Annotated in this window: 22 protein-coding genes; 11 read left to right on the plus strand and 11 right to left on the minus strand. The window is 62.9% G+C overall.

The window, feature by feature from the left end; translation table 11 throughout:
- The first annotated feature begins 11 nt into the window (after positions 1–11).
- Positions 12–1073: a phosphotriesterase family protein gene (locus tag BUB39_RS17200; RefSeq protein ID WP_073055865.1), complete on the plus strand. Its 1062-nt coding sequence runs from the start codon at positions 12–14 to the stop codon at positions 1071–1073.
- Between the two features lie 57 nt (positions 1074–1130).
- Here BUB39_RS17200 and BUB39_RS17205 read toward each other — a convergent pair whose 3' ends face one another.
- Positions 1131–2036 (minus strand): ribokinase, encoded by a 906-nt coding sequence (locus tag BUB39_RS17205; protein WP_073055867.1) that lies wholly within the window; start codon positions 2034–2036, stop codon positions 1131–1133.
- 25 nt (positions 2037–2061) lie between these two features.
- Here BUB39_RS17205 and BUB39_RS17210 point away from each other — a divergent pair, with 25 nt between their 5' ends.
- The 7 genes from BUB39_RS17210 (at position 2062) to ggt (ending at position 9527) form a co-directional block, all read left to right on the plus strand.
- Positions 2062–2907, plus strand: coding sequence for a BtpA/SgcQ family protein (locus BUB39_RS17210; protein ID WP_073055870.1), 846 nt, complete (start codon positions 2062–2064; stop codon positions 2905–2907).
- A 10-nt stretch (positions 2908–2917) separates the two neighbouring features.
- Entirely contained in the window at positions 2918–3571 is a 654-nt protein-coding gene (locus tag BUB39_RS17215) for a TenA family protein (RefSeq protein ID WP_210187099.1), read from the plus strand.
- Positions 3571–5028, plus strand: a complete 1458-nt coding sequence (gene hydA / locus BUB39_RS17220; protein ID WP_073055873.1) for a dihydropyrimidinase — start codon at positions 3571–3573, stop codon at positions 5026–5028. The genes BUB39_RS17215 and hydA overlap by 1 nt, the downstream gene beginning before the upstream one ends.
- An 18-nt stretch (positions 5029–5046) precedes the next feature.
- The gene (locus tag BUB39_RS17225; RefSeq protein WP_210187100.1) at positions 5047–5430 is read left to right on the plus strand and encodes a Rid family hydrolase; all 384 of its coding nucleotides are present in this window, start codon (positions 5047–5049) and stop codon (positions 5428–5430) included.
- Between the two features lie 19 nt (positions 5431–5449).
- Positions 5450–6229 carry a (S)-ureidoglycine aminohydrolase gene (gene allE / locus BUB39_RS17230; RefSeq protein ID WP_244540288.1) on the plus strand — a complete coding sequence of 260 codons (780 nt, stop codon included), beginning with the start codon at positions 5450–5452 and terminating at the stop codon, positions 6227–6229.
- The gene (locus BUB39_RS17235) at positions 6213–7457 is read left to right on the plus strand and encodes an allantoate amidohydrolase (RefSeq protein ID WP_073055877.1); all 1245 of its coding nucleotides are present in this window, start codon (positions 6213–6215) and stop codon (positions 7455–7457) included. Before allE ends, BUB39_RS17235 begins: the two co-directional genes overlap by 17 nt.
- A 318-nt stretch (positions 7458–7775) precedes the next feature.
- A complete protein-coding gene (gene ggt / locus BUB39_RS17240) occupies positions 7776–9527 on the plus strand; it encodes a gamma-glutamyltransferase (protein ID WP_073055879.1) in 1752 nt (583 codons plus the stop codon).
- Between the two features lie 132 nt (positions 9528–9659).
- Here ggt and BUB39_RS17250 read toward each other — a convergent pair whose 3' ends face one another.
- From BUB39_RS17250 to BUB39_RS17285, 8 genes are all read right to left on the minus strand, one after another.
- Positions 9660–10178: an SRPBCC family protein gene (locus tag BUB39_RS17250; RefSeq protein WP_073055881.1), complete on the minus strand. Its 519-nt coding sequence runs from the start codon at positions 10176–10178 to the stop codon at positions 9660–9662.
- Positions 10156–10521, minus strand: a complete 366-nt coding sequence (locus BUB39_RS17255; RefSeq protein ID WP_073055884.1) for an ArsR/SmtB family transcription factor — start codon at positions 10519–10521, stop codon at positions 10156–10158. The genes BUB39_RS17250 and BUB39_RS17255 overlap by 23 nt, the downstream gene beginning before the upstream one ends.
- 189 nt (positions 10522–10710) lie before the next feature.
- Positions 10711–11610 (minus strand): potassium channel family protein, encoded by a 900-nt coding sequence (locus BUB39_RS17260; RefSeq protein WP_084527561.1) that lies wholly within the window; start codon positions 11608–11610, stop codon positions 10711–10713.
- 136 nt (positions 11611–11746) lie between these two features.
- Positions 11747–12376 (minus strand): hypothetical protein, encoded by a 630-nt coding sequence (locus tag BUB39_RS17265; RefSeq protein ID WP_073056817.1) that lies wholly within the window; start codon positions 12374–12376, stop codon positions 11747–11749.
- Positions 12377–12399: 23 nt separating this feature from the next.
- Positions 12400–12762 (minus strand): phage integrase central domain-containing protein, encoded by a 363-nt coding sequence (locus BUB39_RS26005; protein WP_425292921.1) that lies wholly within the window; start codon positions 12760–12762, stop codon positions 12400–12402.
- On the minus strand, positions 12731–13063 hold the full coding sequence (locus BUB39_RS26010) for an Arm DNA-binding domain-containing protein (protein WP_084527563.1): 333 nt from the start codon (positions 13061–13063) through the stop codon (positions 12731–12733). The genes BUB39_RS26005 and BUB39_RS26010 overlap by 32 nt, the downstream gene beginning before the upstream one ends.
- Before the next feature lie 375 nt (positions 13064–13438).
- Positions 13439–14230 (minus strand): FkbM family methyltransferase, encoded by a 792-nt coding sequence (locus BUB39_RS17280; RefSeq protein ID WP_073055888.1) that lies wholly within the window; start codon positions 14228–14230, stop codon positions 13439–13441.
- A gap of 1253 nt (positions 14231–15483) precedes the next feature.
- Positions 15484–16362 carry an AraC family transcriptional regulator gene (locus BUB39_RS17285; RefSeq protein WP_073055890.1) on the minus strand — a complete coding sequence of 293 codons (879 nt, stop codon included), beginning with the start codon at positions 16360–16362 and terminating at the stop codon, positions 15484–15486.
- A 139-nt stretch (positions 16363–16501) separates the two neighbouring features.
- Between BUB39_RS17285 and BUB39_RS17290 the strand changes: the two genes are divergently transcribed.
- A complete protein-coding gene (locus BUB39_RS17290) occupies positions 16502–17257 on the plus strand; it encodes an SDR family NAD(P)-dependent oxidoreductase (RefSeq protein WP_073055893.1) in 756 nt (251 codons plus the stop codon).
- A 358-nt stretch (positions 17258–17615) separates the two neighbouring features.
- Here BUB39_RS17290 and BUB39_RS17295 read toward each other — a convergent pair whose 3' ends face one another.
- On the minus strand, positions 17616–18686 hold the full coding sequence (locus tag BUB39_RS17295; RefSeq protein ID WP_073056820.1) for an MBL fold metallo-hydrolase: 1071 nt from the start codon (positions 18684–18686) through the stop codon (positions 17616–17618).
- Positions 18687–18788: 102 nt separating this feature from the next.
- Complete coding sequence (locus BUB39_RS17300; RefSeq protein ID WP_073055895.1) at positions 18789–19454, minus strand: peroxiredoxin; 666 nt, start codon at positions 19452–19454, stop codon at positions 18789–18791.
- Positions 19455–19588: 134 nt separating this feature from the next.
- On the opposite strand from BUB39_RS17300, the gene BUB39_RS17305 reads away from it, so the two are divergent.
- Complete coding sequence (locus BUB39_RS17305; RefSeq protein WP_244540290.1) at positions 19589–21313, plus strand: BTAD domain-containing putative transcriptional regulator; 1725 nt, start codon at positions 19589–19591, stop codon at positions 21311–21313.
- Positions 21314–21547: 234 nt separating this feature from the next.
- Positions 21548–22552: an AraC family transcriptional regulator gene (locus BUB39_RS17310; RefSeq protein WP_073055897.1), complete on the plus strand. Its 1005-nt coding sequence runs from the start codon at positions 21548–21550 to the stop codon at positions 22550–22552.
- The last annotated feature ends 79 nt before the right edge of the window (positions 22553–22631 follow it).

The raw sequence follows: 22631 nt of genomic DNA on the forward strand, positions 1-22631 counted from the left end.
GGTCCTTCGCAATGAGCGAGCTTTCCGTTGCGCATGTGGGATCTGGGCAGGTCATGACGGTGACCGGACCCATTTCCGCGGACGCGCTTGGCGTCACGCTGATGCACGAGCACATCCTCAATGACTGCACATGCTGGTGGCATGCGCCAAAAACGCCCGAGCGCCAGCATCTGGCGTCTAGCTTCGTCTGTATCGAAATCCTCGGCGAGCTCCGCCAGGATCCGTTCGTCAACAAGCACAACATCCGGCTCGACGACGAACAACTGGCGGTCGCCGAGCTGAAGGATTTCGAGGGCCAGGGGGGCAGGACGGTCGTCGAGCCAACCTGTCAGGGGATCGGCCGCGATCCGCTGGCGCTGCGCCGCATCTCTGAGGCGTCCAATCTCAATGTGGTCATGGGCGCCGGCTTCTATCTCGCCGGCTCGCATCCGGCCAAGGTCGCGGCCATGTCTGTCGACGAGATCGCAGACGAGATCGTGCGAGAGGCAACGGTCGGCGCTGATGGAACCGACGTCAAGATCGGCATCATCGGCGAGATCGGCGTTTCAGCGGCCTTCACCGCCGACGAGGAGAAATCCTTGCGCGGTGCGGCCCGAGCGCAGATACGGACCGGATTGCCACTGATGGTGCACCTGCCGGGCTGGCTTCGGCTCGGCCACAGCGTGCTCGACATCGTTGCGGCCGAGGGTGCCGACCTAAAGCACACCGTGCTCTGTCACATGAACCCGTCGCATGACGACCTCGGCTACCAGAGCGAGATCGCAGCGCGCGGCGCCTTCGTCGAATATGACATGATCGGCATGGACTTCTTCTATGCCGATCAACAGGTCCAGTGCCCGAGCGACGAGGAAGCCGCCCGCGCCATCGTCAAGCTGATCGAGCGCGGGTATGGCGACCGCGTGCTGCTGTCGCACGACGTATTCATCAAGATGATGCTGACGCGCTACGGCGGCAATGGCTACGGATACATCCTGCGCCATTTCCTGCCGCGGCTCCGCCGCCATGGGGTGTCGGAAGACGCGATCCGCACGCTGCTGGTCAACAATCCCCGCAGCGTCTTCTCATCCCGATGATGGCCAGCCGCTAGCATGACCTCCGCTCGCCTCCTCGGAGTGCTCTCCCCTGTCGCCTTAGGCGGGCGCCTTCAGCTTCAGGATGGCCGCGATCTCGTTTCTCGCCGGGAAGGACGCGAGCGTGCCCGCGCGCTGCACTGTAATCGCCGCCGCAAGGCTGGCCGCACGGAGAGCGGCGATCCCGGTCATGCGGTGCGTGAACAGACCCGCCGCCAGGACCCCCATGAAAGTGTCGCCGGCGCCCGTCGTGTCGACGACCTCGACCGTGTCGGCGGAAACGTGGTGCAGGCCGCTTGCGTCGCAGAAAACGGCGCCCCGACCGCCAAGTGTCACGATGACCTCGCGGACCCCGGCATCGCGCAAGGCCTTTGCCGAGGCTACGGCGGAGAACTCCTGGCTGAGCGACCGCGCCTCGCCCTCATTGACGACCAGCACGTCGACCATCCCGAGCAGTTCCCCATGGCCGGCATGCAGCGGCGACGGGTTGAACAGGGTGTGGATGCCGGCCCGGCGCGCTGCGGCAAACCCGGCCCGGGTGGCGTCGAGCGAAAGATTGCCCTGCATCAGGATTTGGTCGCCGGCGGCAAGGTCTCCGACGAGCGCCTCAACGGTGTCGGGTTTGATCGAGAGGCTGGCGTTGACGGTGCTGACGATGGCGTTCTCGCCATTGGGGTCGATGAAGATCAGCGAGCGGTCGGTCGCCGTGGCGGCGATCATCAGCTCATCGACATTCAATCCTTCGGAGGCGAGCGCGTCCGCCACCCAGCGGCCGTCGGCATCATTGCCGATCGCGGCCACGAAGCGGACATCCGCGCCTGCACGCGCCGCAACGATTGCCTGATTGGCGCCCTTGCCTCCCAAATCCCGCTTCGGAGCCCCGGCGATGATCGTCTGGCCGGGCGACGGCCATGTCTCGACGCCCATGGCTTCGTCGACCGTCGCGTTACCCAACACCAGAAGCATGAGATGCCACCTTGAAGAGAAAGTAATGTCTCAGACATCTAGCAAAGAAAATAATATCATCAAGAAGATTTTTGGAAGAACGCAGGTCATTATCGGCGTCGTTCATTGTCCGCCTATGCCTGGATCTCCACGCTATAAGCGAGATGATTTCAAGATCAGCATAGATAAAGCGGTTGACGATGCGGATAACTACGTTGCCGGCGGTGTCGATGGTCTTATTATCGAGAATCATGGCGACATCCCCTTCGTCAAGCCGGGCGATATTGGGTATGAGGTGGCCGCCGGCCTCGCCGTGATCACCGACCGTATCCGGCAGCGCACCGACATCCCGCTCGGGATCAATGTCCTTGCCAATGCGGCGCGTCCGGCCCTGGCCATCGCCAAGACGGCTGGTGCCGCCTTCGTGCGCGTCAATCAATGGGCCAACGCCTATGTCGCCAATGAGGGCTTTATCGAAGGAGAGGCGGCATCGGCGCTTCGCTATCGCGCCGCGATCGCCGCCGAGGATGTCGCGATCTTCGCCGACGCTCATGTGAAGCATGGCTCGCACGCGATCGTTGCCGACCGTTCGGTGACAGAACTGGTGCGCGACGTCGCGTTCTTCGATGCTGACGCCGTGATCTGCACCGGCCAGCGGACAGGCGATGCGGCGGCGCTCGACGAGATCCAGACCATGCGCGATGCGACGAACCTGCCACTCCTGGTCGGCAGCGGCGTCACGCCCGACAATGTCGGCTCCATGCTGCCGCTTCTCGATGGGCTGATCATCGCCAGCGCGCTGAAATCCGGCGGCGTCTGGTGGAACCCCGTCGAGCGGGGCCGTGTCGAAGCCTTCATGAACAAGGTCCATGCCATCCGGCCGGCCGCTTGAGGAATTCTCCGTGACCCAATCGAAGACCCCGCTCTCCGAGCGCATCCGCGTCGCAAGCCAGCCGGCCTGGGACGGGATGCAGGAGCACCCATTCGTCACCGCGATCGAGGCCGACAGGCTCTCTGACGCCGAGTTCCGCGCCTATCTGATCTACGAATGCGACTTCGTCGAAACGGCGATGCTGATCTTCGGCCACATGTTGGTGAAAGCCCCCGGCCTTGAAGAAAGACGTTGGCTGGCCGGCGTGCTGCAGGCTCTCGCGGTCGAGCAGATCGGCTATTTCGAGACGACTTTCGCAAAGCTGGGAATCACAACTGAGGTGCGTGCCAAGGCGATGCCGCCCTCGGTTCTCGCCTTCCGCGATGGCATGCTGAAGATCGCGGCCGAGGGCAATTATCTCGACGGGGTCGCCATCATGCTCGCGGCCGAATGGATGTACGCGACGTGGTGCAGCCGGGCCGCGAAATGCACGATTTCGAACCCTGTGCTCAAACGCTGGGTAGACCTCCATGCAGAGCCCGAATTCCTGGCGCAGGCCGATTGGCTGCGCCGGCAGATCGACAGCGCCACGCCGGCGCTGGAACCGCAACTGGCGGCGAGCTTTCGCCATGCGCTGGAACTGGAAATCGACTTCCACACCGCCCCGCTGGAAAGGACCGCGTGATGCAGGACGACTATGATCTGGTGATCCGAGGCGGCACGGTCGTCAGCGCGACGCAGGTATTCCGCGCCGATGTGGCGATCCGCGGCGAAACCATTGCGGCTATTGGCGATGGTCTGCGCGCTCCGAAGGAAATCGACGCCGGCGGCCTGCTGGTCATGCCGGGAGGAGTCGACACCCATTGCCATCTCGATCAGGTCGAGCCCGGCATGGGTTATGGCGCCGAGAACTTTTTCAGCGGCAGCCAATCGGCCCTGCGCGGCGGCACGACCTCGGCGATCTCCTTCGTCACCCAGTTCAAGGGCGAGCCGATCCGGGAGGTACTGGCCGAAACGCTCAGGCGCGGGCGCCGCTCGATCATCGATTACAGCTTCCACCAGATCATCACCGATCCGAGCGACGAGGTGATTGCGGAGATTCCGGCCGTCGTGGCCTCGGGCATACGAAGCCTGAAGGTGTTCCTGACCTATGATGGCGCGCGGCTCGACGACCGGCAGTATCTGAAGGTGCTGGCTGCGGCGAGGCGCGAAGGCGCGATGACCGTCGTGCATTGCGAAAACTACGACGCCATCGGCTGGATGACGGAACAGCTTCTCGCGGCGGGGCTGACGGCGCCAAAATATCATGCCTGGTCGCGGCCGAAGGTGGTGGAACGCGAGGCCACCTACCGGGCCATCGCGCTGGCCGAACTGGTCGATACGCCGATCCAGGTCTTCCACGTTTCCTGCGCGGAAGTGGCCGAAGAAATCGCGCGGGCCAAGCTGCGCGGCCTCAAGGTCTGGGGCGAAACCTGCCCGCAATATTTCGCGATCAGCGCGGCCGACATGGCACGCGAGAATTTCGAGGGTGCGAAATACATGTGCAGCCCGGCCCCGCGCGACGTCCAGGACCGGGAGGGACTGTGGGAGATGATGCGGCGCGGCGTCCTTGACGTCGTCTCGTCGGACCACAGCGCCTTCAATTTCACTGGCGCCTTCGCCAAGGACATGAATGGCCGCGACGCGCCGTTCCGCGATATTCCGAACGGCGTTCCGGGTGTCGGAACGCGCATGCCGCTGCTGTTCTCCGAAGGCGTGGTCAAGGGGAAGATCGACCTTCCAACCTTCGTGGGCCTGACGGCGACCAATCCGGCCCGCATTTTCGGCCTCGAAGGCAGGAAGGGCGCGATCGTGCCCGGAGCCGACGCCGACATCGTCTTATGGGATGCTGCCAAGACGCGGACGGTCACGAATGCCGATCTGCACCACGCGGTTGACCACACGCCCTATGAGGGCCGCGAGGTGACCGGCTGGCCGGTCGTCACGCTCAGGCGCGGCGAAGTGGTGATGCGTGACGGCGAGGTGACCGGCGCGGAGGGAAGCGGCGCGTTCCTGGCCCGCGGCCCCTACGCCATCGCCACGCCGACCGGGCATCTCCCCAATGGCTTCGACGCTTCCACCGCGACGCTCGCAACGACCTGATTCACGCAAGGACCTCAAATGAACGACATCACCCGCGTCGCGATCGACGAGATGCCAACGAAATCCAAGAACGCCATCTACCATTTTCCAGGCGGCGGCGGTCTCTTGTGGTGCGTGGCGACCTCCGAGGACCTGTCGCTCGACCTGCCGCAGCAGGCGGAAAATGCGCTCGGCGTCATCGACCGCTATCTGAAATCCTACGGCCTCGACCGCACCCGCATCGTGCGCGCCGAAGTGATCGTGACCGACCATGGCCGCAAGCCGGAATTCGATGCCGTCTGGGCGAAATGGATGCCAGAGGGCAAGGGCCCCGTACGCTCCTTCGTTCAATCGGTCATGCCTGATGGCGACCAGGTCGAAATCATCATGACGGTCGCTCTGCCGGCCGACTTCAAGGGTTGAGCCGATGCATCCCTCTTCCATGAAAGTGAAACCCGGCCGTATCGCGCCCGGCGCCTTCGGGCACACGCGCGGCACGGTGAAGCGCAATTATGCCGTCATGCCGCCGGAAGGCATCATGGACAGCTATCTGCCGCGCTGGGAACGCACGGTGGTCCGCTTCCAGGCCGCGCCGCAGCTTGGCGCGCGCTTTGCCCAGGCTGTGCTCGAAATCGCGGAAGGCGGCGGCACGCGGGAGGCGTTCTCCGATGAGCTGGAACGGTTGCTTTATGTGCTCGAGGGCTCTGTGGAGCTGACGGTGGAGGGCATTGCCAGCCGCCTCGATCCGGAGGGCTATGTCTATCTGCCACCGAATGCCAAATTCTCGGTGCGCAATATCGGCCCCGGCGAGGCAAGGGTGCTGGGCATCAAGAAGCCCTATGTCTCGATCGGGCTGCCGCCGCCGGACTTGATCATTTCAAAGCGCAACGATCTCGAGAAGATCAACCATAACGGCACAGAGGGGCGCACTTGGGAGCATCTACTGCCCTATGGCGACATGCGCTTCGACATGGAGCTGAACATCCTGTCCTTCGCGCCGGGCACCCATTTCCCGGATGTCGAAACCCACATCATGGAGCATGGGCTCTACATGCTCGAGGGACAGGGCATGTATCTCCTCGACCAGGATTGGCACGAGGTCTGGAAGGACGACTTCATCTGGATGGGACCGTTCTGCCCGCAGCTGTTCTATCCGACCGGCTGGGAAACCTCGGCCTACCTCCTCTACAAGGATGTGAACCGGGATGTCAGTTTCGGATAGGCGAACCGAGGCCGAACGGGCCTGGCAGCGCCTCGAAATCCTGGCGGCCTGCACGGACGAGCCGGGACGGATTACCAGGCTCGCCTTCTCGCCGGCATTGAAAGAGGCGAACGATCTCGTTCTCGGCTGGATGCGGGAGATCGGCATGGCTGCGTCGATCGATGCGGCTGGCAACGTCGTCGGCCGATATGCGGGTGCTGCCGAGGACGCGCCGGCGATCATGCTCGGCTCGCATCTCGACACGGTTCGAGACGGCGGCCGCTATGACGGAGCGCTGGGCGTGGTCGCAGGACTGGCCGTCGTCGAACGGCTGGCCTCCGCGTCATGTCGGCTGCCTGTCGCTATCGAGGTCGTGGGTTTTGCAGACGAAGAGGGGACCAGATTTGGCGGCTCTGTCTTGGGCAGCATGGCCATGGCGGGCCTCGAACCGTCCGGCTGGGCAGCCCGCGTTGACATCGAAGGCGTTTCAGCGGGACAGGCCGCGATCGCGTTCGGCCTCGACCCGGCGCGTGTGTTCGAGGCCTCGCGCCGTGACACGCCCCCTTCGGCCTATATCGAGCTTCACATCGAACAGGGCCCCGTCCTCGAAGACCGCGGCGTTGCCCTTGGCTGCGTGTCCGGGATCGCCGGTGCATTGCGTGCAAAGGTAACGGTTTCAGGCGAAGCCGGCCATGCCGGCACCGTTCCCATGGACATGCGGGCGGATTCGCTCGTGGCGGCGAGCGAATGCATTCTCGCGGTCGAAAGGATCGCCAAGCAGTTTCAATGCATTGCGACGGTAGGGCAGATACGGTGCCATCCAAACGCAACCAATGTCATCGCCGGCAGCGTCACCTTTTCGCTGGACCTCCGATCTATTGAAGACGGCAGAAAGAGCGCGGCGGCAGAGGATATGTTTCGTGCGTTTGGAATAATCGCAGCGAGCCGAGGGGTTCTTGTCGAGACCGAGATTACGTCCGACACGAATTCGACGTTATGCGATCCTCGCCTCACCGGCATCATTCGCAAAGCACTGGACGAAACCGGATGCCCCGTCATCGAAATGCCAAGCGGCGCAGGTCATGACGGCCTGAACGTCGCGCACATCGCGCCGATCGCTATGATCTTTGTCCGCTGCGCACGCGGTTTGAGTCATCATCCTGATGAGTCGATCACGATTGATGATCTGGCGATGGGTATCGAGGCTGTCGTCAAGACATGCACGATGGCTGCAGGCGAATATGACTGACGACGGCTACTGCTACAGGGGCAGTGATGGACGATCGAGCCCGAAATTTCAGGATGGATCCAATCCATCAACTCCCAGGACTATCACCTAAGGCGCTGATCAATGTCTAGGCTGCCCCTTGCTTAGGCGGTCAATGCCCGCCACAGCCTGCGGGGTAATTGGATATTCGTAGTCCATGCCACCGAGCTCATAAAGCCGCCGCTTTTTGAACCGCACAACCGAAATTGTACTCGGATCCTCGCCCGCATCCAGTATCGCGCGCCCATCCTCTTTTATGTAGCATTGCCAGGCGCGTTGTTTCGAAGGCGGTTCATCAAAATGCTGCGGTTCTCCTTGGTTCTGGTTGGCGTAGGTCTTTTGGCCACCCCAGCGCTGGCGGCGTCGCCTGCCCCTGTCGAGGGGCAGCGAGGCATGGTGGCGAGCGACCAGGCGCTTGCGGCGGAAGTTGGCGCCGAGATCCTCAGAGCCGGCGGCAACGCCGTGGATGCCGCGGTGGCGGTCGGATATGCCCAGGCCGTCGTCAATCCATGCTGCGGCAACCTTGGCGGCGGTGGCTTCATGACTCTGCGCCTTGCCGATGGGCAGGCCGTGTTCATCGATTTTCGGGAGGCTGCGCCCAAGGCCGCCGGTCCTAATGTCTTTCTTGACGATCAGGGCAAAGTCATTCCGCGCGCCAGCCTCGATGGCTGGAGGGCCGCCGGCGTATCGGGCACGGTCGCCGGTCTCGAGCTCGCGCTTTCGAGATTCGGAACAATGAAGCGCGCTGACGTGATGGCACCGGCGATCCGGTTGGCGCGCGATGGCTTCATCCTCACTCGTCCAGATGCCGACATCATCGCGACGGGATCGGCCGCTTTCCGGGCTGATCCAGCGCTCGCGCACTACTGGCTCCACGATGGCGAGCCGCTCAAGGCCGGCGACAGTCTCGTCCAGTCACAACTGGCAACGACGCTGCAGGGCATTTCCGATCAAGGGCCCGACTATTTCTATAAGGGCCCGATCGCCGCGGCGATTGTCGCAGCAAGCGAAAAGAACAATGGGCTCTTCAGCCTTGACGACTTCGCGAACTATACGGCGCGGATCGGCAAGCCGCTTGAATGCTCCTATCGGGGATACGAGATCCTGACGGCCGCGCCACCAAGCGCCGGTGGGCTCGCCGTTTGCGAGATCCTCAACATTCTCGAATTCTATCCCGTCGGCTATCTCGGTTTCGGCTCGGCCGATACGGTCCATCTGATGACGGAGGCCATGCGCCATGCCTTTGTCGACCGCAACTCCGCGATCGGTGATCCAGCCTTCGTCAAGAACCCCGTCGAGCGGCTGATCTCCAAGGACTATGCAGCTGCGCTTCGGCTGACCATCGACCCGTACAAGGCGACGCCTTCCGAGACTTTGTCCGGCACCACGTCGCCCCATGAAGGCACCGAGACGACGAGCTTCTCGGTCGTCGACAAGGCAGGCAATGCGGTCGCTGTCACCTATTCGCTCAACGCCTATTTCGGAGCCCGCGTCATGGCGCCCGGTACAGGGTTCTTCCTGAACGATACGATGGACGACTTCACCATCAAGGTCGGCGCGGCCAACCTGTTCGGACTCGTGCAGGGCGAAGCCAACGCCATCGCGCCCTCTAAAAGGCCGGTGAGTTCGATGGCCCCGACGATTGTAGTCAAGGACGGCCGGCCTTTCATGGTGCTTGGGAGCCCCGGCGGGTCGCGCATCATCACCGCCGTCGTCGAGACGATCCTCAATGTCGTGGATTTCGGCATGACCATCCAGGAGGCGGTCAATGCGCCGAGGGTGCATGCGCAATGGCTGCCGGACATTCTCTTTGCCGAACCCTATGCGCTGTCGCCCGACACGGTTCGTGCGCTAGCGGAACGCGGTCATACGGTTCGTCTGCAAAAACCCTGGGGCGCTGTCGAGGCCATTCTGCTCGGCAGCGGCGCGGCCCCTAAGGGCGAATTGCCGTCATTTGGCGACGATACGGTGCGCGGAGAGCTTCCACGCCCAGGATATATCTATGGCGGCCATGACGCTCGCCGTCCGGCCGGAGCCGCGATTGCCGAATGAGGCTCGGATAGAACCAGCTCATCAACTCGCCGCCCCGCTTGCCGAGCGGATGATCCAGGCTCTGATCCGGGCCGGCCGCGAAGCCGTCAATTGACACGGCGAACCCTGCAACGCGAACCTTGCCCATCGCCGTCAGACCTCCAAATCCAGGATGACGACCAAGTCGTCCAGCTGCTCGAATTGCTCTCCCCACCCGCTTGTGCTTCCCGAGGCGAGGGCCTCGTCGAGCGCTTCTTTCGAAGGATAGAGTTCGTGCACGACGAGCTGTGTCGCGCCATCTTGTTCTTCGAAGGTTACCGTGGTGACGGCCCCATTTTCACCCCCCTCGTCATTGGTCCAGACAATGCGGGAGGGCGGCGTCACTTCGATGTATCGACCGATGAATGCCATGGGCTGCTCCGATGAAGGATGGCCCATCACCAAGCGGTACGCGCCGCCTGTACGAACATCGGCCTCATAGGAGATCAAGGTGACACCGAACGATTTCGGCGCCCACCATCGCTGAAACAATTCCGGCCTAGTCCATGCCTCGAAGACGACGCGCGCCGGGCCGTCGACGGTTCGCGTCACCACAAGCTCCCGATCCGACGTCCGCTCAACCTTTGTGCGGGCCCTGCCGGCGGCGGGATCACTCTGTCTCCCTGCGTTCATCGAAAGTCTCCCTCTGTTTCAGTTCCTCGACGATCTGGTCCAACACGTCGAAACGCGAAGCCCAAAGCCGACGATATTCTTCGATCCAGGCTGTCTCTTCAGCCAATCGGCTGATGCCGAGCGTGCAGGTCCGCACGCGTCCAACCTTCTGCGTCGTGACCAGTCCCGCCTGCTCCAAGACGCGAACATGCTTCTTCATGCCGGTGAGGGTCATGTCGAACTTGCCTGCAAGTTCAGTGATCGAAGCATCCCCTCTCCCGAGTTGCTCCAGAACGCCGCGTCGCGTCGCGTCCGAGAGCGCGGCGAAGGAAACGTTGAGACGGGAGGATAGAAACTGAACCATATAGTTCAGTATCTAGCGTATGGACCCGCGTCGCGCAAGGGAAGCGAGATCAGCCGCCAATTGAGCGTGAAGCAGACTGCCTCGATCGCAACAGGCTTAAAAGGTAGGTGCACCGATCGCCCTAGATTACGATTCGCTAGCAGCGGGGGTGCGATCGAACGTCTTGTCCCTGAGAGCGTCGGTACCCAGTCATCCGCCGCCGGAGTCGGGGATAGCAAGGAGGTGCCCGCAGGCCTTGCAGTGGACGGCGTCTGGCTCGTGACGCAGCAGCGCGCATTGCGGACAGCGGAAGGACACCTTGTAGGGCCGGAACAAGGCTTGAGCGAGCCGGACAAAAAGCGAAATCCCAACGATCATCGTCACGATCGAGGTTAGCTTACCGGCAGTACCCGGCAGCGTTATATCGCCAAATCCCGTCGTCGTAACCGTGGCAACGGTGAAATAAAGGGCGTCAATCCAGCCCCCGATACCCGAGCCCGGACCAGCGAATACGGTATAGACGAAGCCGGTTATAACGAAGAGGCAGGTTACGAGGTTGATCCCCGCTCGGCAGACATCTTCCCACTCCTGATAGCCGTGTCGGCGAAGCGAGCGCCAGAACAGGCTCTTTTGCGACAATGACCAAAGACGGAGGATGCGTAGGAAGCCGAGATTGGCAAGCCACAGCGGTGCCAGAAGTGTGGCGAGGACGACAAGATCGACCCACACGACCGGCTGCCGAAGCCAGCGCCGCAAACTGGTAGCGGCCGCAGCTCGTGCCGAGAAGTCGGCGGCGAGCAGCAGCGCGATGGCATAGTCGACCCACAGGAACGCCCGCCACTCCTGAAGCACGGGGCTGAGCACAAAGAAACCGATGATAACAAGGTCGACGCTGGCCAGGGCCCACTGGAATCGTGTCGCCCGCGGGTCAGTCCCGACATAGAGCTCGCGCAGCCGCCTGCGCCACGGCGCTCGATGGGCATACCCGGTGCCGTCGTCGGACTCGGGTCGCGACTCGATGACCGCCGAAACCGTCCTCTCTCCGTTGGCGGGGAGGTCAGTGGGCTGCGCTGCGCCTACCTTGCTGTCTTCGGTATCGATGATCTCCATGGGGCCATGGGGTTGGAGAAGTGGGCTTTTCAGCCTGGGAGTTTCGCACAGGCCCGTGCGATGAGGCAAACCATCCTACGCAGGTGTTGCCGGCGGTGAATGGATGCGTCAGGGCCGACGGTTGTCATAGGCCTCATCAGCGCAGCAGGCCGTCCAGGTCGAAATCGTCCCAGCCTTTCAGCGGCGTCTTCTCCTGGCGAGCGCTGCCCTCGGCCTTCGCGTTGTCCGCTAGCTTGCCGGCCTTCTTCAGCGCGGCCTTCTGCCTGCCACGCTGGCGATTCTCGGCCGCCGCCAGCGCGTCCTGCTCGCGCCAGATGTCCGGCAGGTTGCGGTCGAGGATGTCTTCGATGTGGCGCGGCTCGAAGACATGGAAGGTGATCTTTCGCGCGCGACCGCGCAGCTGGACCGTGCGGGTGCCGGCGCTCTGCAGCCGACCGTCCTTCAGCCAGCGGTGGCGCTCGGCCGTCTTGATTGAAAGGATATCTTCGATCTCGCGCGGGATGATCGGCAGATCCTCGATGCCGGTCAGTGTTCGAGCGACGACGGCGGCCGTGGCCGCATGAGGGTCTAGATCCTCTTCCGGGACGCGCAGCACGAGTGTCCCGGTTTCGACGTCGACCAGTTTCCGCTCGATAAACGACAGCTGCGCCCGCACCTCGAGCAGGATGCCCCGCGTCCGGACAGCAGATCCCAACGTGGCCGCTGTCGACAAAGGCCATCGCTGGACAAGTCGGGTGGGGGCTTTCGGCTTGGACGAGCGCGGCATGGCCTTGAAATGGCGATGCATATTCACCCCTTCAACCAGATAAGCGGCGCCCCGGGTACGGCGGGAGGGGTTTGCGGCAGGGACAACTCAGGGAGGAGGCTACGGCAACATCCCCATGAGCGCCGGTATTGCCCCGAAGTCCATAGCGGCATGATGGCCGCGCACCTGCTTTTCCTTCGGCAGGATGCTGTCGAGGTTTTCCTCCACCGGGCCGGGTTAAGGTCCTTGCGGTGCCCCTTTGCAATCGCGGCATCCAGCACCTTTTCGATGCGACCGCGAAGTCTCGAAGCGGTCTCGCGCTTGGCCGTCCAGATCGGCTTTAGCACGTCCTCGATGTCATCGACCGTGATCTGATCAACGCGAAGCGGCCGAAGCGGACCGGGCATAGTCCCGGAGGGTCCGCTTTGTGAGTTCGAGCCGGCGCTCAGCGGTTGGATCGCCGCCCTCGGCGATCGTCTGACGATGTAAATCCGCCAATTCACGAGCGCGCTTGAGCGAGATGTCGCCGAGACTTCCGAGTCCCATCTCGTGCCACTTGCCGTCGCGACGGAAGACGATCGTCCATTGCTTCGATCTGCATGGGGCGAACCGGAGATAGAGGCGGTTTCCCTCCGCGTATCGGCCCGGTTCCTTGATGGACTTTATGGAGAGAGCCGAGAGCCTGTTGGATCCTCCGCGAAAGACCAGGCCGACAGGACGAACGTCGCGACGCGAAACGTCGCAACGCTCATTTTTGGTCGCAGCGTGCGAAGCTCTATATTACATAAGGGCTTATGGGTAGATCGGCCCCATTCGTCGGCCGCCGCGGTGCGACGCTTGGAATCGCCTTTGCTTCGGTTCATCTCTCAAGCCGATTGGGACAGAAAGTGCGACGCTCGGTACTTCCGTTGCGTCCGGCGCATCCGAATGAAAGTGGCGCAACGCCAGCACCACACCGCCAGCACGCCAGCCGAGCTTATGGGGCCTCTTGGCGTGATGGTTGGGCCACAAACCGTGTTTAGCGCGTCGCGAACAAGATGGGTTGGTAGCGGCCGTCGCTTCATAGATTGACTGGGAAAGACGTCAGACCCGAAGAAACTCTGCGGTAGATCCCGCGGTTTTCAAAGAGCCGCGAGATACTCGATCAAGTTTGAAGCCGCTTTGCTCGAGCTTCGCCCAAACGCGCTCGCGACCATCAATTGAATGGCATTCGATGCCAATCTTGCGCGCGAGCCTGAGATCATTTCTATCCGAGTCAACTATGAACGGGACCTCACCGCCTTCGATATCTATTTTTAGATAGTCGACCTCTTTAGCCAGGAACTCACTTACGATACTCTCAAGGCCCACGCATTCGACAGATATAAAGTTCTGATCGCTGGGCTTTTCCTGCGTTTTCCTCGAGTGACTTTTAATTTCGGGAGCGGCGCTCATAAAGAGATGTCCAGGGGAGGCTCCGAGCGCCAAACACTTACAAGTGACGCTGTTCTGCATGTTGTTTCTAGTAATGTTCGAAACAAGCTTGTCGAACGTGGACGGAAAGGGTTCGATCGCGACGATCTGGCATTGTGGAGCCGATTTTTTCGCAAATAGGCTGAACGCTCCAATATTTGCGCCGGCGTCGATTACGGTTAGGGCATCGGAAGGAACCCGATATTCATCAGCGCACCACACAGCCCAAAGCGTAGTGAGGTCTTCAAAATCGTATATTATGAGCTTTTGACCTTGGTTATCATGAAGCTCAATCGGATAGCGGAGCTTTCTCAGCCCCAAAAAGGCTTGGATAACCGCTAGATATTCCCGAACGTTCCTAGTGCATCGACTGATTTCAGGAAGCCTGTCGATACTCTTGAGTCCCCGAATCATTCTGCGCATGAACTTCACCTCTTTCGGCGACCGGCACAGACAGAATGCTTGAGGATCACCGACGATGACCCATCCGGTGGTATCTAGCTAGGCAAGTCCGACCACTGTCAATCCTGCCAGATATCTTTGAGGAAATTGAAAGCTGATCTCATGCTGGTCGGCCCCGTCGTGCGATCGCGGCTACGTGAAGACCGACCTTCGATCCACGAAAAGGACTGGCGGATCCTGGGTTGTCTTCCTCACGATTTGGTCCGATAGATTGTCGGATACACTTCGGTGGGATCACGTGGTGACTTTTGATAACGAAGTTCATCTTCGACGTTTTATTTTGAATAATCGAATCGATGCTCTGGCTTCCGAACGTGTCTATGAAATGAGACCCCGCATCTGGACGGCAATGTCAGTCATGGCGCGAGAGGGCGATCGTATCGGCGGCCACAGGTTCGCGTTGCTATGGGAAGATACGTGGTCAGGCGTAAGGAAGCTACAATATTACAGTTTTCGGAGTAATTCCTTTTTAATTCTTTAACAATAGTCGCCTTTTTGGGCACGATTTCCCACTCAGATGGGAGACTTGTCTCTGCCCTCGACCGTTTCTTACGAGAATACGATCTGGACGGATTGTCATACTCGACTTTGCAAACGGCCAAATCGGCCTATGCGCTACTGCGAGAGGGTTTCCGGCTCGCGCTTGAGGGCTGGAATAACGGGTCGTCCGACGGTCTCTGGCGGTCTTCGAGGGGCTTGCCGCTCCTCTGCGAGTTTTGGGGGAGCGTTGGGCGACTATTCGTGCGCTCACGTATTAAGTCCGGCGATGCGCAAACACCGTCGGCGCTTGCTGCTGGATGGCGTTGGCGATTGGCGTGCCCCTCGCGTGGGGCTCCCCATAATTCAAAGCTTCACTTAGCCGGCCCTGTTTTACGACGGAGACGTCCCGTGTTCGGACGCATTCCGATTCGGCGTCCTTCTTGGAATAGACCGCCAAATGAAAGCCAGTATCAGGAGGAGTGACGATCCACAATTTCGGGCCCGCTTCGAGTGGAACCGCGTTGAACTAATGGCTGCCATTGATGAGGTTCGGATGCAGGCGCTTGCACGAAGACGAGCCCAGCGAAGATCACGCGCCGGGCGGAGGCGGCGTCAGCGGGCCTTAGGGGGCCGTCATGACGCCGTCACACCAAGGCTTGCGCCACCGGCGAAGTTGAGTCGGAATCAGAGGAACCGGGAAGAACTAGCGTCGGCCAGGGGCGGACGTCTGGCGCTCAGGCCACCGACTGCTGCCGTCGGTCGCGGGCGGGGGTCACCCCGAACAGCCGTCCATACTCGCGCGTGAACTGGGGGACACTCTCATAGCCAACGCTATAGGCGGCGTTGCCGATCGGTTCGCCCGCCGACAGCATCAGGCGCCTCGCTTCGATCAGGCGAAGCTTCTTCTGGAACTGCAAGGGCGTCAGTGACGTGATGGCGCGGAAGTGCTCGTGGAACGCAGAGAGGCCCATTCCCGCGGTGCTCGCCAACTGCTCGACGCGCAGCGGCGCCGCGAGCTCGGAGCGGATCAGGTTGACGGCGCGGGCGATGCGTTGCGCATGGCTGCCAGGGATCCCCAGCGCGCGGATGGCGCCGCCATGACGGCCGGACAGCAGCCAGAAATGCAGCTCGCGCAGCAGCTGCGCCTGGAGAATCGGGATCGTTGCCGGCCTGTCCACGAGCTTCAGCAAGCGCAGCGCCGCGTCGGCAACCTCGCTCTCCGTCGGGTCGACCCGGATCGGGGCGCCGGCCAGAAAGGGAGCCGCCCCCATCTCCGTGACGAGTTCAGCCACCACGGCTGGATCAATCTCGAAGACGATGGAGATGTACGGCCTGGCCAGATTGGCCTCGGTGATCTGGCTCACCGTGGGCACGTCTGCGGTGATCAGCAGCGACTCGCCGGGACGGAGATCGAAGGTGCTGGCGCCCATGGCCACGTGCTTGCGGCCCTGTAGCACCAGGGCGACGAGCGGCCGGTTGATCGCATACTGAATCGCCGTCGGCATCGTCTCCCGCACCACGGCAAGCCCTGGGATCGGGGTCGTGGCCACGCCGTGTGCGTCGGCATGGGGTTCAGCGAAGCGGGCGGCTGTGGCGAGCAGCGTCTCTGTCATGGCCTCACCCTATCCTGCGCAGCGAGTGCACTCAAGCGTCGCGGACTATCAGGCAAGAAATGGCGAGCATCCGGCAACTCTGCCGGCCGCGGCTGCGCGATTGTTTCTCCAGCGAAAACGCTGATCAAGGAGCAAGCGCATGACCACCATCTCGATCGTCACCGGGGGCAGCCGCGGCCTCGGCCGCAACACCGCCATCAGCATCGCGCGTCATGGCGGCGATGTGATCCTCACCTATCGGAGCGGCGCCGCCAACGCCGCGGCCACCGTGGCCGAGATCGAGGCGCTGGGCCGCAGGGCGGTGGCCCTGAAGCTCGATACCGGCATCGTCGCCAGCTTCCCGGGCTTCGTCGACGCCGTTCGCTCCACGCTCAGGGACATATGGGGTCGCGAGAGCTTCGACCACCTCGTCAACAATGCCGGCCACGGCGAAATGGCCAGCTTCGCCGAGACGACCGAGGCACAGTTCGACGCCCTGTTCGACGTTCATGTGAAGGGCGTCTATTTCCTCACCCAGGCGCTCCTGCCGCTGATGGTGGATGGCGGGCGGATCGTCAATTTCTCCAGCGGCCTCACCCGCGCCAGCTATCCCGGCTTTTCCGCCTATTCCGCGGCCAAGGGCGCCGTGGAGATCCTGACGCTCTACATGGCGAAGGAACTGGGCAGCCGCGGCATCACCGCCAACACCATTGCGCCGGGAGCGATCGAAACCGACTTCCTCGGCGGCGCCGTCCGCGATACGCCGGCCTATAACGAGGCCTTCGCGAGCATCATCGCGCTTGGCCGCGTCGGCCTGCCTGACGACATCGGCCCCGCTGTCGCGAGCCTGCTCGGTTCCGACAACCGCTGGGTAACCGCGCAGCGCATCGAGGTGTCGGGCGGCCAGAACATCTAGGCCGCGACGTCTGCTACCGGCGCGGGACGGCCCGACCTGCCCGCGCCGGTTTGTTGCGGCCACCTATGCATTGCGGCAGATCCCCGGGCTCGACCGGGATTGCCCTCAAGTCGGACATTGAGCGGACATCATTCCCCAACAGCAGACATGGCCGGCCGAATCTACCGCAATGTTGTCGGCGGGGCTCGTCATGGCGAATACGCACGCCGACGAGCGAAGGTCGGACCACGACGAAGTTACACGCTCTGTCGCGCGCCTCGGTCACGATTAATCACGGCAGCAGGCAGCTGACTTCGGCGAGGGTCGTCGGCCATGCAAGAGGTCGAGCCTGCGATAGATTCTTGAATCCGGCTCCTGGTCACTCTCGCCCAGATCGGGCCGAACATGCAGACCTGTGTACAACCGACGCCTCAGCCTTCTTCCAGGCGTCGAAGCCGCCTTCGATGTGGCGGGCGGTCTTGAGGCCGGCATCCTGCGCCGCTTGCACGGCCATGGCCGAACGTTCGCCGAATGCGCAGTAGAAGACGATCCGCTTGCCGCCGTCGGCCGCCAGCGCATGCAGCATGCCACCGGCGTCGAGATTCTCCTGCAGCGCGGGGTACGGGGCATGGAGCGAGCCGGGGATGACCCCGTGGCGCTCGCGTTCGGTCTTCTCGCGCAGGTCGACCAGCGTCACGTCGCTGCGGCCGCGCATGTCCATCGCCTCCTTCGCCGAGACAGACCAGCCCTTGCGAGCGATGTCGTCCTGGTGCAGGCCGATGCGGATGTTGGCTGGAACCGCGACGTCCATCATCTTTGGATTGGGCAGGTTCAGGCTGTTCATCAGGTCGACATACTCGTCGATCGATTTTACCCGCAGCCGCGGATTGAAGCGCTTTTCCTCGCCGATTGTGGAGACCGTGTCGCCCTTGTAGTCATGCGCCGGATAGAGCAGCGTCTCGTCCGGCAGGCGCAGCAGCTTGTTGAAAATCGAGTCGTATTGCGCGCGCGGATTGCCGTTCTGGAAATCGGTGCGGCCCGTGCCGCGTATGAGCAGCGTGTCGCCGGTGAAGACGCGGCCGCCCATTACATAGGAATAGGAATCGTCGGTGTGGCCGGGCGTGTAGAGCGCATCGAGGCTCAGGCCCTCGATGGTGATGCGGTCGCCGTCCGCGACGCGCATCGAGACGACGTCGGCCTTGGTCTGCTCGCCCATGACGGTGATACAATGCGTGTGGTCGCGCAGCGCGCCGAGGCCGGTGATGTGGTCGGCGTGCAGATGCGTGTCGACCGCCTTGACCAGCCGCAGATCGAGCTCGCGCACGAGCTGCAGGTAGCGATCGACCTTTTCGAGCACGGGGTCGATGATCAGCGCCTCGCCACCCGGCCGGCTGGCCAGAAGGTAGGTGTAGGTGCCGGATACGCTGTCGAACAGCTGTCGGAAGATCATGGTCCGCTCCATCATTCGCAAAAGGATTTCGGCCGAACGCAGACGACAGCCCGTCGTTGCGTATCCTTCGGGGACGGGCGAACCGTCCCCGAAGCGGTGCGCCTAGGTCAGGACCGGCTGCGGCACGATGCGGATATAGGGCTTCGGCTCCTTCCAGCCCTGCGGATAGAGCTGCTTCGCTTCGTCGTTGGAGACAGAGCCGGCGATGATCACGTCGTCGCCCGGCTTCCAGTTTACTGGCGTGGCGAGGCGGTGCTTGGCGGTCAGCTGCAGCGAGTCGACGACGCGCAGCACCTCGTCGAAGTTGCGGCCAGTGGTCATCGGATAGGAGATCACGAGCTTGATCTTCTTGTCCGGCCCGATGACGTAGACGTTGCGGACGGTCTGGTTGTCGGACGCCGTCCGGCCGTCGGACGTGTCGCCGGCAGCGGCGGGCAGCATGTCATAGGCCTTGGAGACGGCGAGCGTCGGATCGCCGATCATCGGGAAGTTGGGGGCCATGCCCTGCGTTTCGCCGATGTCCCTGGCCCAGCCGGCGTGCTTGTCGACCGGGTCGACGCTGAGGCCGATGATCTTGACTCCGCGCTTGTCGAATTCGGGCTTCATGCGGGCCATGTAGCCCAGCTCTGTGGTGCAGACCGGCGTGTAGTCCTTGGGGTGCGAGAACAGGATGCCCCAATCCTTGCCTAGCCACTCGTAAAACGAGATCGGACCCTGGGTCGTCTCGGCGGTGAAATCCGGTGCCAAATCGTTGATGCGAAGCGACATGATGCTTCCCTTCCTGGTTGAATGTGTCGAGGTGGGCAGGTTACGAGTGCTCCGTTCCGCGAGCGTTCCCCGAAGTAGCAATCGTTGCGGCGAAGACGTCCGGGCCGCGCCGGATCCGTCTCGGGCAGGGAAACATGGTGCAGCTGGTCATTCATTTACTGGGGCGCTTCGCCGTCCGCGTCGGCGGCGAGGAGGTTCCCCCGATCGCCTGGAAGCGCGATCGCGCCGCCGCTATCGTCAAACTGTTGGCAATCTCGCCGCAGCACAGGATCCATCGCGAGCAGATCATGGAGGCGTTCTGGCCCGACCAGGATGCCGAGCTGGCTGGGGCCAACCTCCGCAAGGCGATCCATTTTGCCCGCCGCGCCATGGGTGCGCATGACCTGATCGCGGTCAACAAGGAGATCGTCGCCTTCGCCGACGAGGTCGATCTCGTGACCGACCTGGAACGGTTCGAGGCGGCGGCGAAGCGCGCCCTGCGCAGCGGCGACCCGGCCGAATGCGAGGCGGCGGCCGACCTCAATAGCGGCGTCCTGCTGCCCGACGACCGTTTCCTGGAATGGCTGGACGCTCCGCGCGAGCGGCTGCAGCAGCTCAATCGGTCGGTGCTCCGGACCGGCCGGCTCTGGCACCGTCTGATCGCCCTCGACCCGACCGACGAAGAGGCGCAGCGCGCGCTGATGCAGGCGGCGCTCGACGCCGGAAACCGCGGCGAGGCGATCCGCCAGTTCGATCAACTGCGCGAGCGACTGCATGCCGAGCTCGGCGTCGGTCCGAGCAAGGCTTCGATCGAGCTCTATGAGCGGGCGCTGGCGCTGTCCGGCGTCGAACCGGCGTTGCCGGCCGAGCGCATCCGTGCCTCGATCGCCTGGGCGCTGGTGCATCTGCAGAGCGGCGAGTTCGACAAGGCGGCCGAGCTCGCCCGCGAGACGCGCGCGCAGGCATTCGATAGCGGTCTGGCCCGAGAGGTCGGCGAGGCGGGCGCGGTTCTCGGCCTGACGGCGCATATGCAGGGGCGCTGGCCGCAACTGTTCCGCAGCGAGTTCACCGAATGGGTGCGTAGCCGGGACGATTTCGTCCCTTCTGTCTTCGACGGACATCTCTGCCTCGCCGAGTTCTGCTTGTGCGACGCCAAGGGGCACGCTGCCATCGCCGCGTCCGCACGGGAGCTCATGTGCGTCGCCGAGGAGGCCGATTCAATCGCCGGCCGCGCTTTGGCCGGCCTGATCCTCGGCGAGATTGCCCGCTGCGCCGGCGACCTCGACGCGGCGGAGAAGCATCTGACCGAGGCGGAGCGCCTGCATGTCGGCGCCAATGCGCTGTCGGGCCGCGTCCTTGTGTTGGAGCGGCTGGCCGAGATCGCGCTGGCGCGCGGCCAGAAATGGCAGGCCGGCCGGCTGATCCAGCGGGCGCTCGGCGACGCCGCGCAATCCTGGCTCTCCAATCATCTGTTGCTACGCCTGCAGGCGCTGGCGGTCAGGGCGGCGACGACGCCGGAAAAGGTCGAAGAAGCGATCCTGACCGGCGACCGGCTGCTGACGCCGGGCGCGTGCCAGCCCTGTTCGATGGCGCTGCGCATCGCCTCCACCGTCGCTCTGACGCAAGCGGGGAAGTTGGAACAGGTCGATCGCCGCCTGAACGAGGCCGAACGCATCGCCGGTATGTGGCAGGGCGGCCCCTGGGCGGCGGCGCTCTGGGAGGCGCGCGGCTTGCAGCGGCAGGCGCAGGCGAACCCCGTTCGGGCGCTCGCCGCTTTCGCGGAGGCGGCGGCGCGCTACGAGGAGCTGGGCCGCCCGCTGGACCAGGCCCGCTGCAACGGCCGCATGTCTGATGTGATGCCGGAGCACGCACCGCGATAGCGGGGCAGCACACGATGGCAGGAAGCCGGTAGTCTCAATGCTTTGCATCTGCACGTCTGCGCAACGCGAACTGTCCGGTGCCAGTCTGTCGCACTGTCGAGGCGCGCCACACTCGCTCGTTTGTCCCAAAGCTCGCTGGGGTATCCCATCTGGCTACAGCAAAAAGTCGTTGTGCATCCGTGTTTGAGTGTGCTTCGAAGCTTGAGGCGGCACTGGCTTCCGCGGGGCTAAGAATTGGCGGAACGTCAAGATCCGGACGACACGGATGAAACGCGTATCGGAACGGATGCCAAGCTTTATCGGCTGAAGCGTCTGTCGACGGCCGATTTCGAGTCCGGGGAGCGTTTCGACGCCTGGCGCGAGACTGCCTACAGCATTGCGAATCTGGAGCCTCCCAAAGCTGAAGACGGCGAACTGGTGGGCATCAAACGGGCTGTGCGCGGCGCGATAGGACTTTTCGCCAGCCATGAAGGTTCTGTGCATCGCACGCTCGTCACACCGGCTGCACGGCGGAGCGGCGGGCTGGATGCCATCATCATCTCGATGATGGCGACGGGAAGCGTCGGGCTTGAGAGCGCCGGCGGCCCGCAATCGACGACACCCTCCGGCCGGCTCGTTGCCTATGACGCGACCCGTCCCATGCGCTACCACTGGAGCATCGGGAAGGAAGTCTATCTCGTGTTGCCGCGGACCAAGGCATTGGAGGCATTCGGGGGTGAATTGCCCGGCCTTGTTCTGCCGCTCGATACGGTCCCGCTCGGCGTTATGGTCCGCGACCAGATGGCAGCACTGGACCTCCATGCCGATCACCTCGACCCCAAAGAAATGGCAATCGCGCTCGACGCGCTGCACACATTGGCGCTGCTTCTGCTCCAGCGTATTGGACGGGGACTGAATGGGAGGAACGAGCCGGATCCGAATGCGCTCTTCCTCGCGTCCAAGCGCTTCATCCAGGTCAACTACAATCTGATGGACCTTTCGCCGGACACCATTGCCCATGCCGTGGGGTGCTCGCGGGCGACGCTGTATCGGGCCTTCGCGCAAAATGACGCGACCATCATGGAGACGGTCCGCGACGTCCGGCTCGCCATGTCACGCAAATTCATTGAGGCCGGTATGGAGCGCAGCATATCCGTCATCGCCTATGATTGCGGCTTCAAGGACGTATCATCGTTCGGAAAGCAGTTTCGCAGCCGGTTTGGCGTCTCGCCGAGTGCGTGGCGCGACCAATTCCGCTGACTGAACACCCCTCCCGCGAGCCTAGAATCCATCCTCCGATCGGTGCGCAACTGCTTGACGCTTCACGGCGACCGCTGTG

The sequence above is a fragment of the Kaistia soli DSM 19436 genome, assembly GCF_900129325.1.
GTDB classification, from domain to species: Bacteria; Pseudomonadota; Alphaproteobacteria; order Rhizobiales; family Kaistiaceae; genus Kaistia; species Kaistia soli.

Bases quoted from the DNA above. Each gene is read 5' to 3' on its own strand.
- BUB39_RS17260 (WP_084527561.1), bottom strand. From the start codon at position 11,610: ATGGAGATCATCGATACCGAAGACAGCAAGGTAGGCGCAGCGCAGCCC.
- BUB39_RS17295 (WP_073056820.1), bottom strand. From the start codon at position 18,686: ATGATCTTCCGACAGCTGTTCGACAGCGTATCCGGCACCTACACCTAC.
- BUB39_RS17235 (WP_073055877.1), top strand. From the start codon at position 6,213: ATGTCAGTTTCGGATAGGCGAACCGAGGCCGAACGGGCCTGGCAGCGC.
- BUB39_RS17285 (WP_073055890.1), bottom strand. From the start codon at position 16,362: ATGACAGAGACGCTGCTCGCCACAGCCGCCCGCTTCGCTGAACCCCAT.
- BUB39_RS17225 (WP_210187100.1), top strand. From the start codon at position 5,047: ATGAACGACATCACCCGCGTCGCGATCGACGAGATGCCAACGAAATCC.
- BUB39_RS17210 (WP_073055870.1), top strand. From the start codon at position 2,062: ATGTCTCAGACATCTAGCAAAGAAAATAATATCATCAAGAAGATTTTT.
- hydA (WP_073055873.1), top strand. From the start codon at position 3,571: ATGCAGGACGACTATGATCTGGTGATCCGAGGCGGCACGGTCGTCAGC.
- BUB39_RS17255 (WP_073055884.1), bottom strand. From the start codon at position 10,521: ATGGTTCAGTTTCTATCCTCCCGTCTCAACGTTTCCTTCGCCGCGCTC.
- BUB39_RS17280 (WP_073055888.1), bottom strand. From the start codon at position 14,230: ATGCGCAGAATGATTCGGGGACTCAAGAGTATCGACAGGCTTCCTGAA.
- BUB39_RS17205 (WP_073055867.1), bottom strand. From the start codon at position 2,036: ATGCTTCTGGTGTTGGGTAACGCGACGGTCGACGAAGCCATGGGCGTC.
- BUB39_RS17265 (WP_073056817.1), bottom strand. From the start codon at position 12,376: ATGCCGCGCTCGTCCAAGCCGAAAGCCCCCACCCGACTTGTCCAGCGA.
- BUB39_RS26005 (WP_425292921.1), bottom strand. From the start codon at position 12,762: ATGCCCGGTCCGCTTCGGCCGCTTCGCGTTGATCAGATCACGGTCGAT.
- BUB39_RS17300 (WP_073055895.1), bottom strand. From the start codon at position 19,454: ATGTCGCTTCGCATCAACGATTTGGCACCGGATTTCACCGCCGAGACG.
- ggt (WP_073055879.1), top strand. From the start codon at position 7,776: ATGCTGCGGTTCTCCTTGGTTCTGGTTGGCGTAGGTCTTTTGGCCACC.
- BUB39_RS17200 (WP_073055865.1), top strand. From the start codon at position 12: ATGAGCGAGCTTTCCGTTGCGCATGTGGGATCTGGGCAGGTCATGACG.
- BUB39_RS17305 (WP_244540290.1), top strand. From the start codon at position 19,589: ATGGTGCAGCTGGTCATTCATTTACTGGGGCGCTTCGCCGTCCGCGTC.
- BUB39_RS17290 (WP_073055893.1), top strand. From the start codon at position 16,502: ATGACCACCATCTCGATCGTCACCGGGGGCAGCCGCGGCCTCGGCCGC.
- BUB39_RS17250 (WP_073055881.1), bottom strand. From the start codon at position 10,178: ATGAACGCAGGGAGACAGAGTGATCCCGCCGCCGGCAGGGCCCGCACA.
- allE (WP_244540288.1), top strand. From the start codon at position 5,450: ATGAAAGTGAAACCCGGCCGTATCGCGCCCGGCGCCTTCGGGCACACG.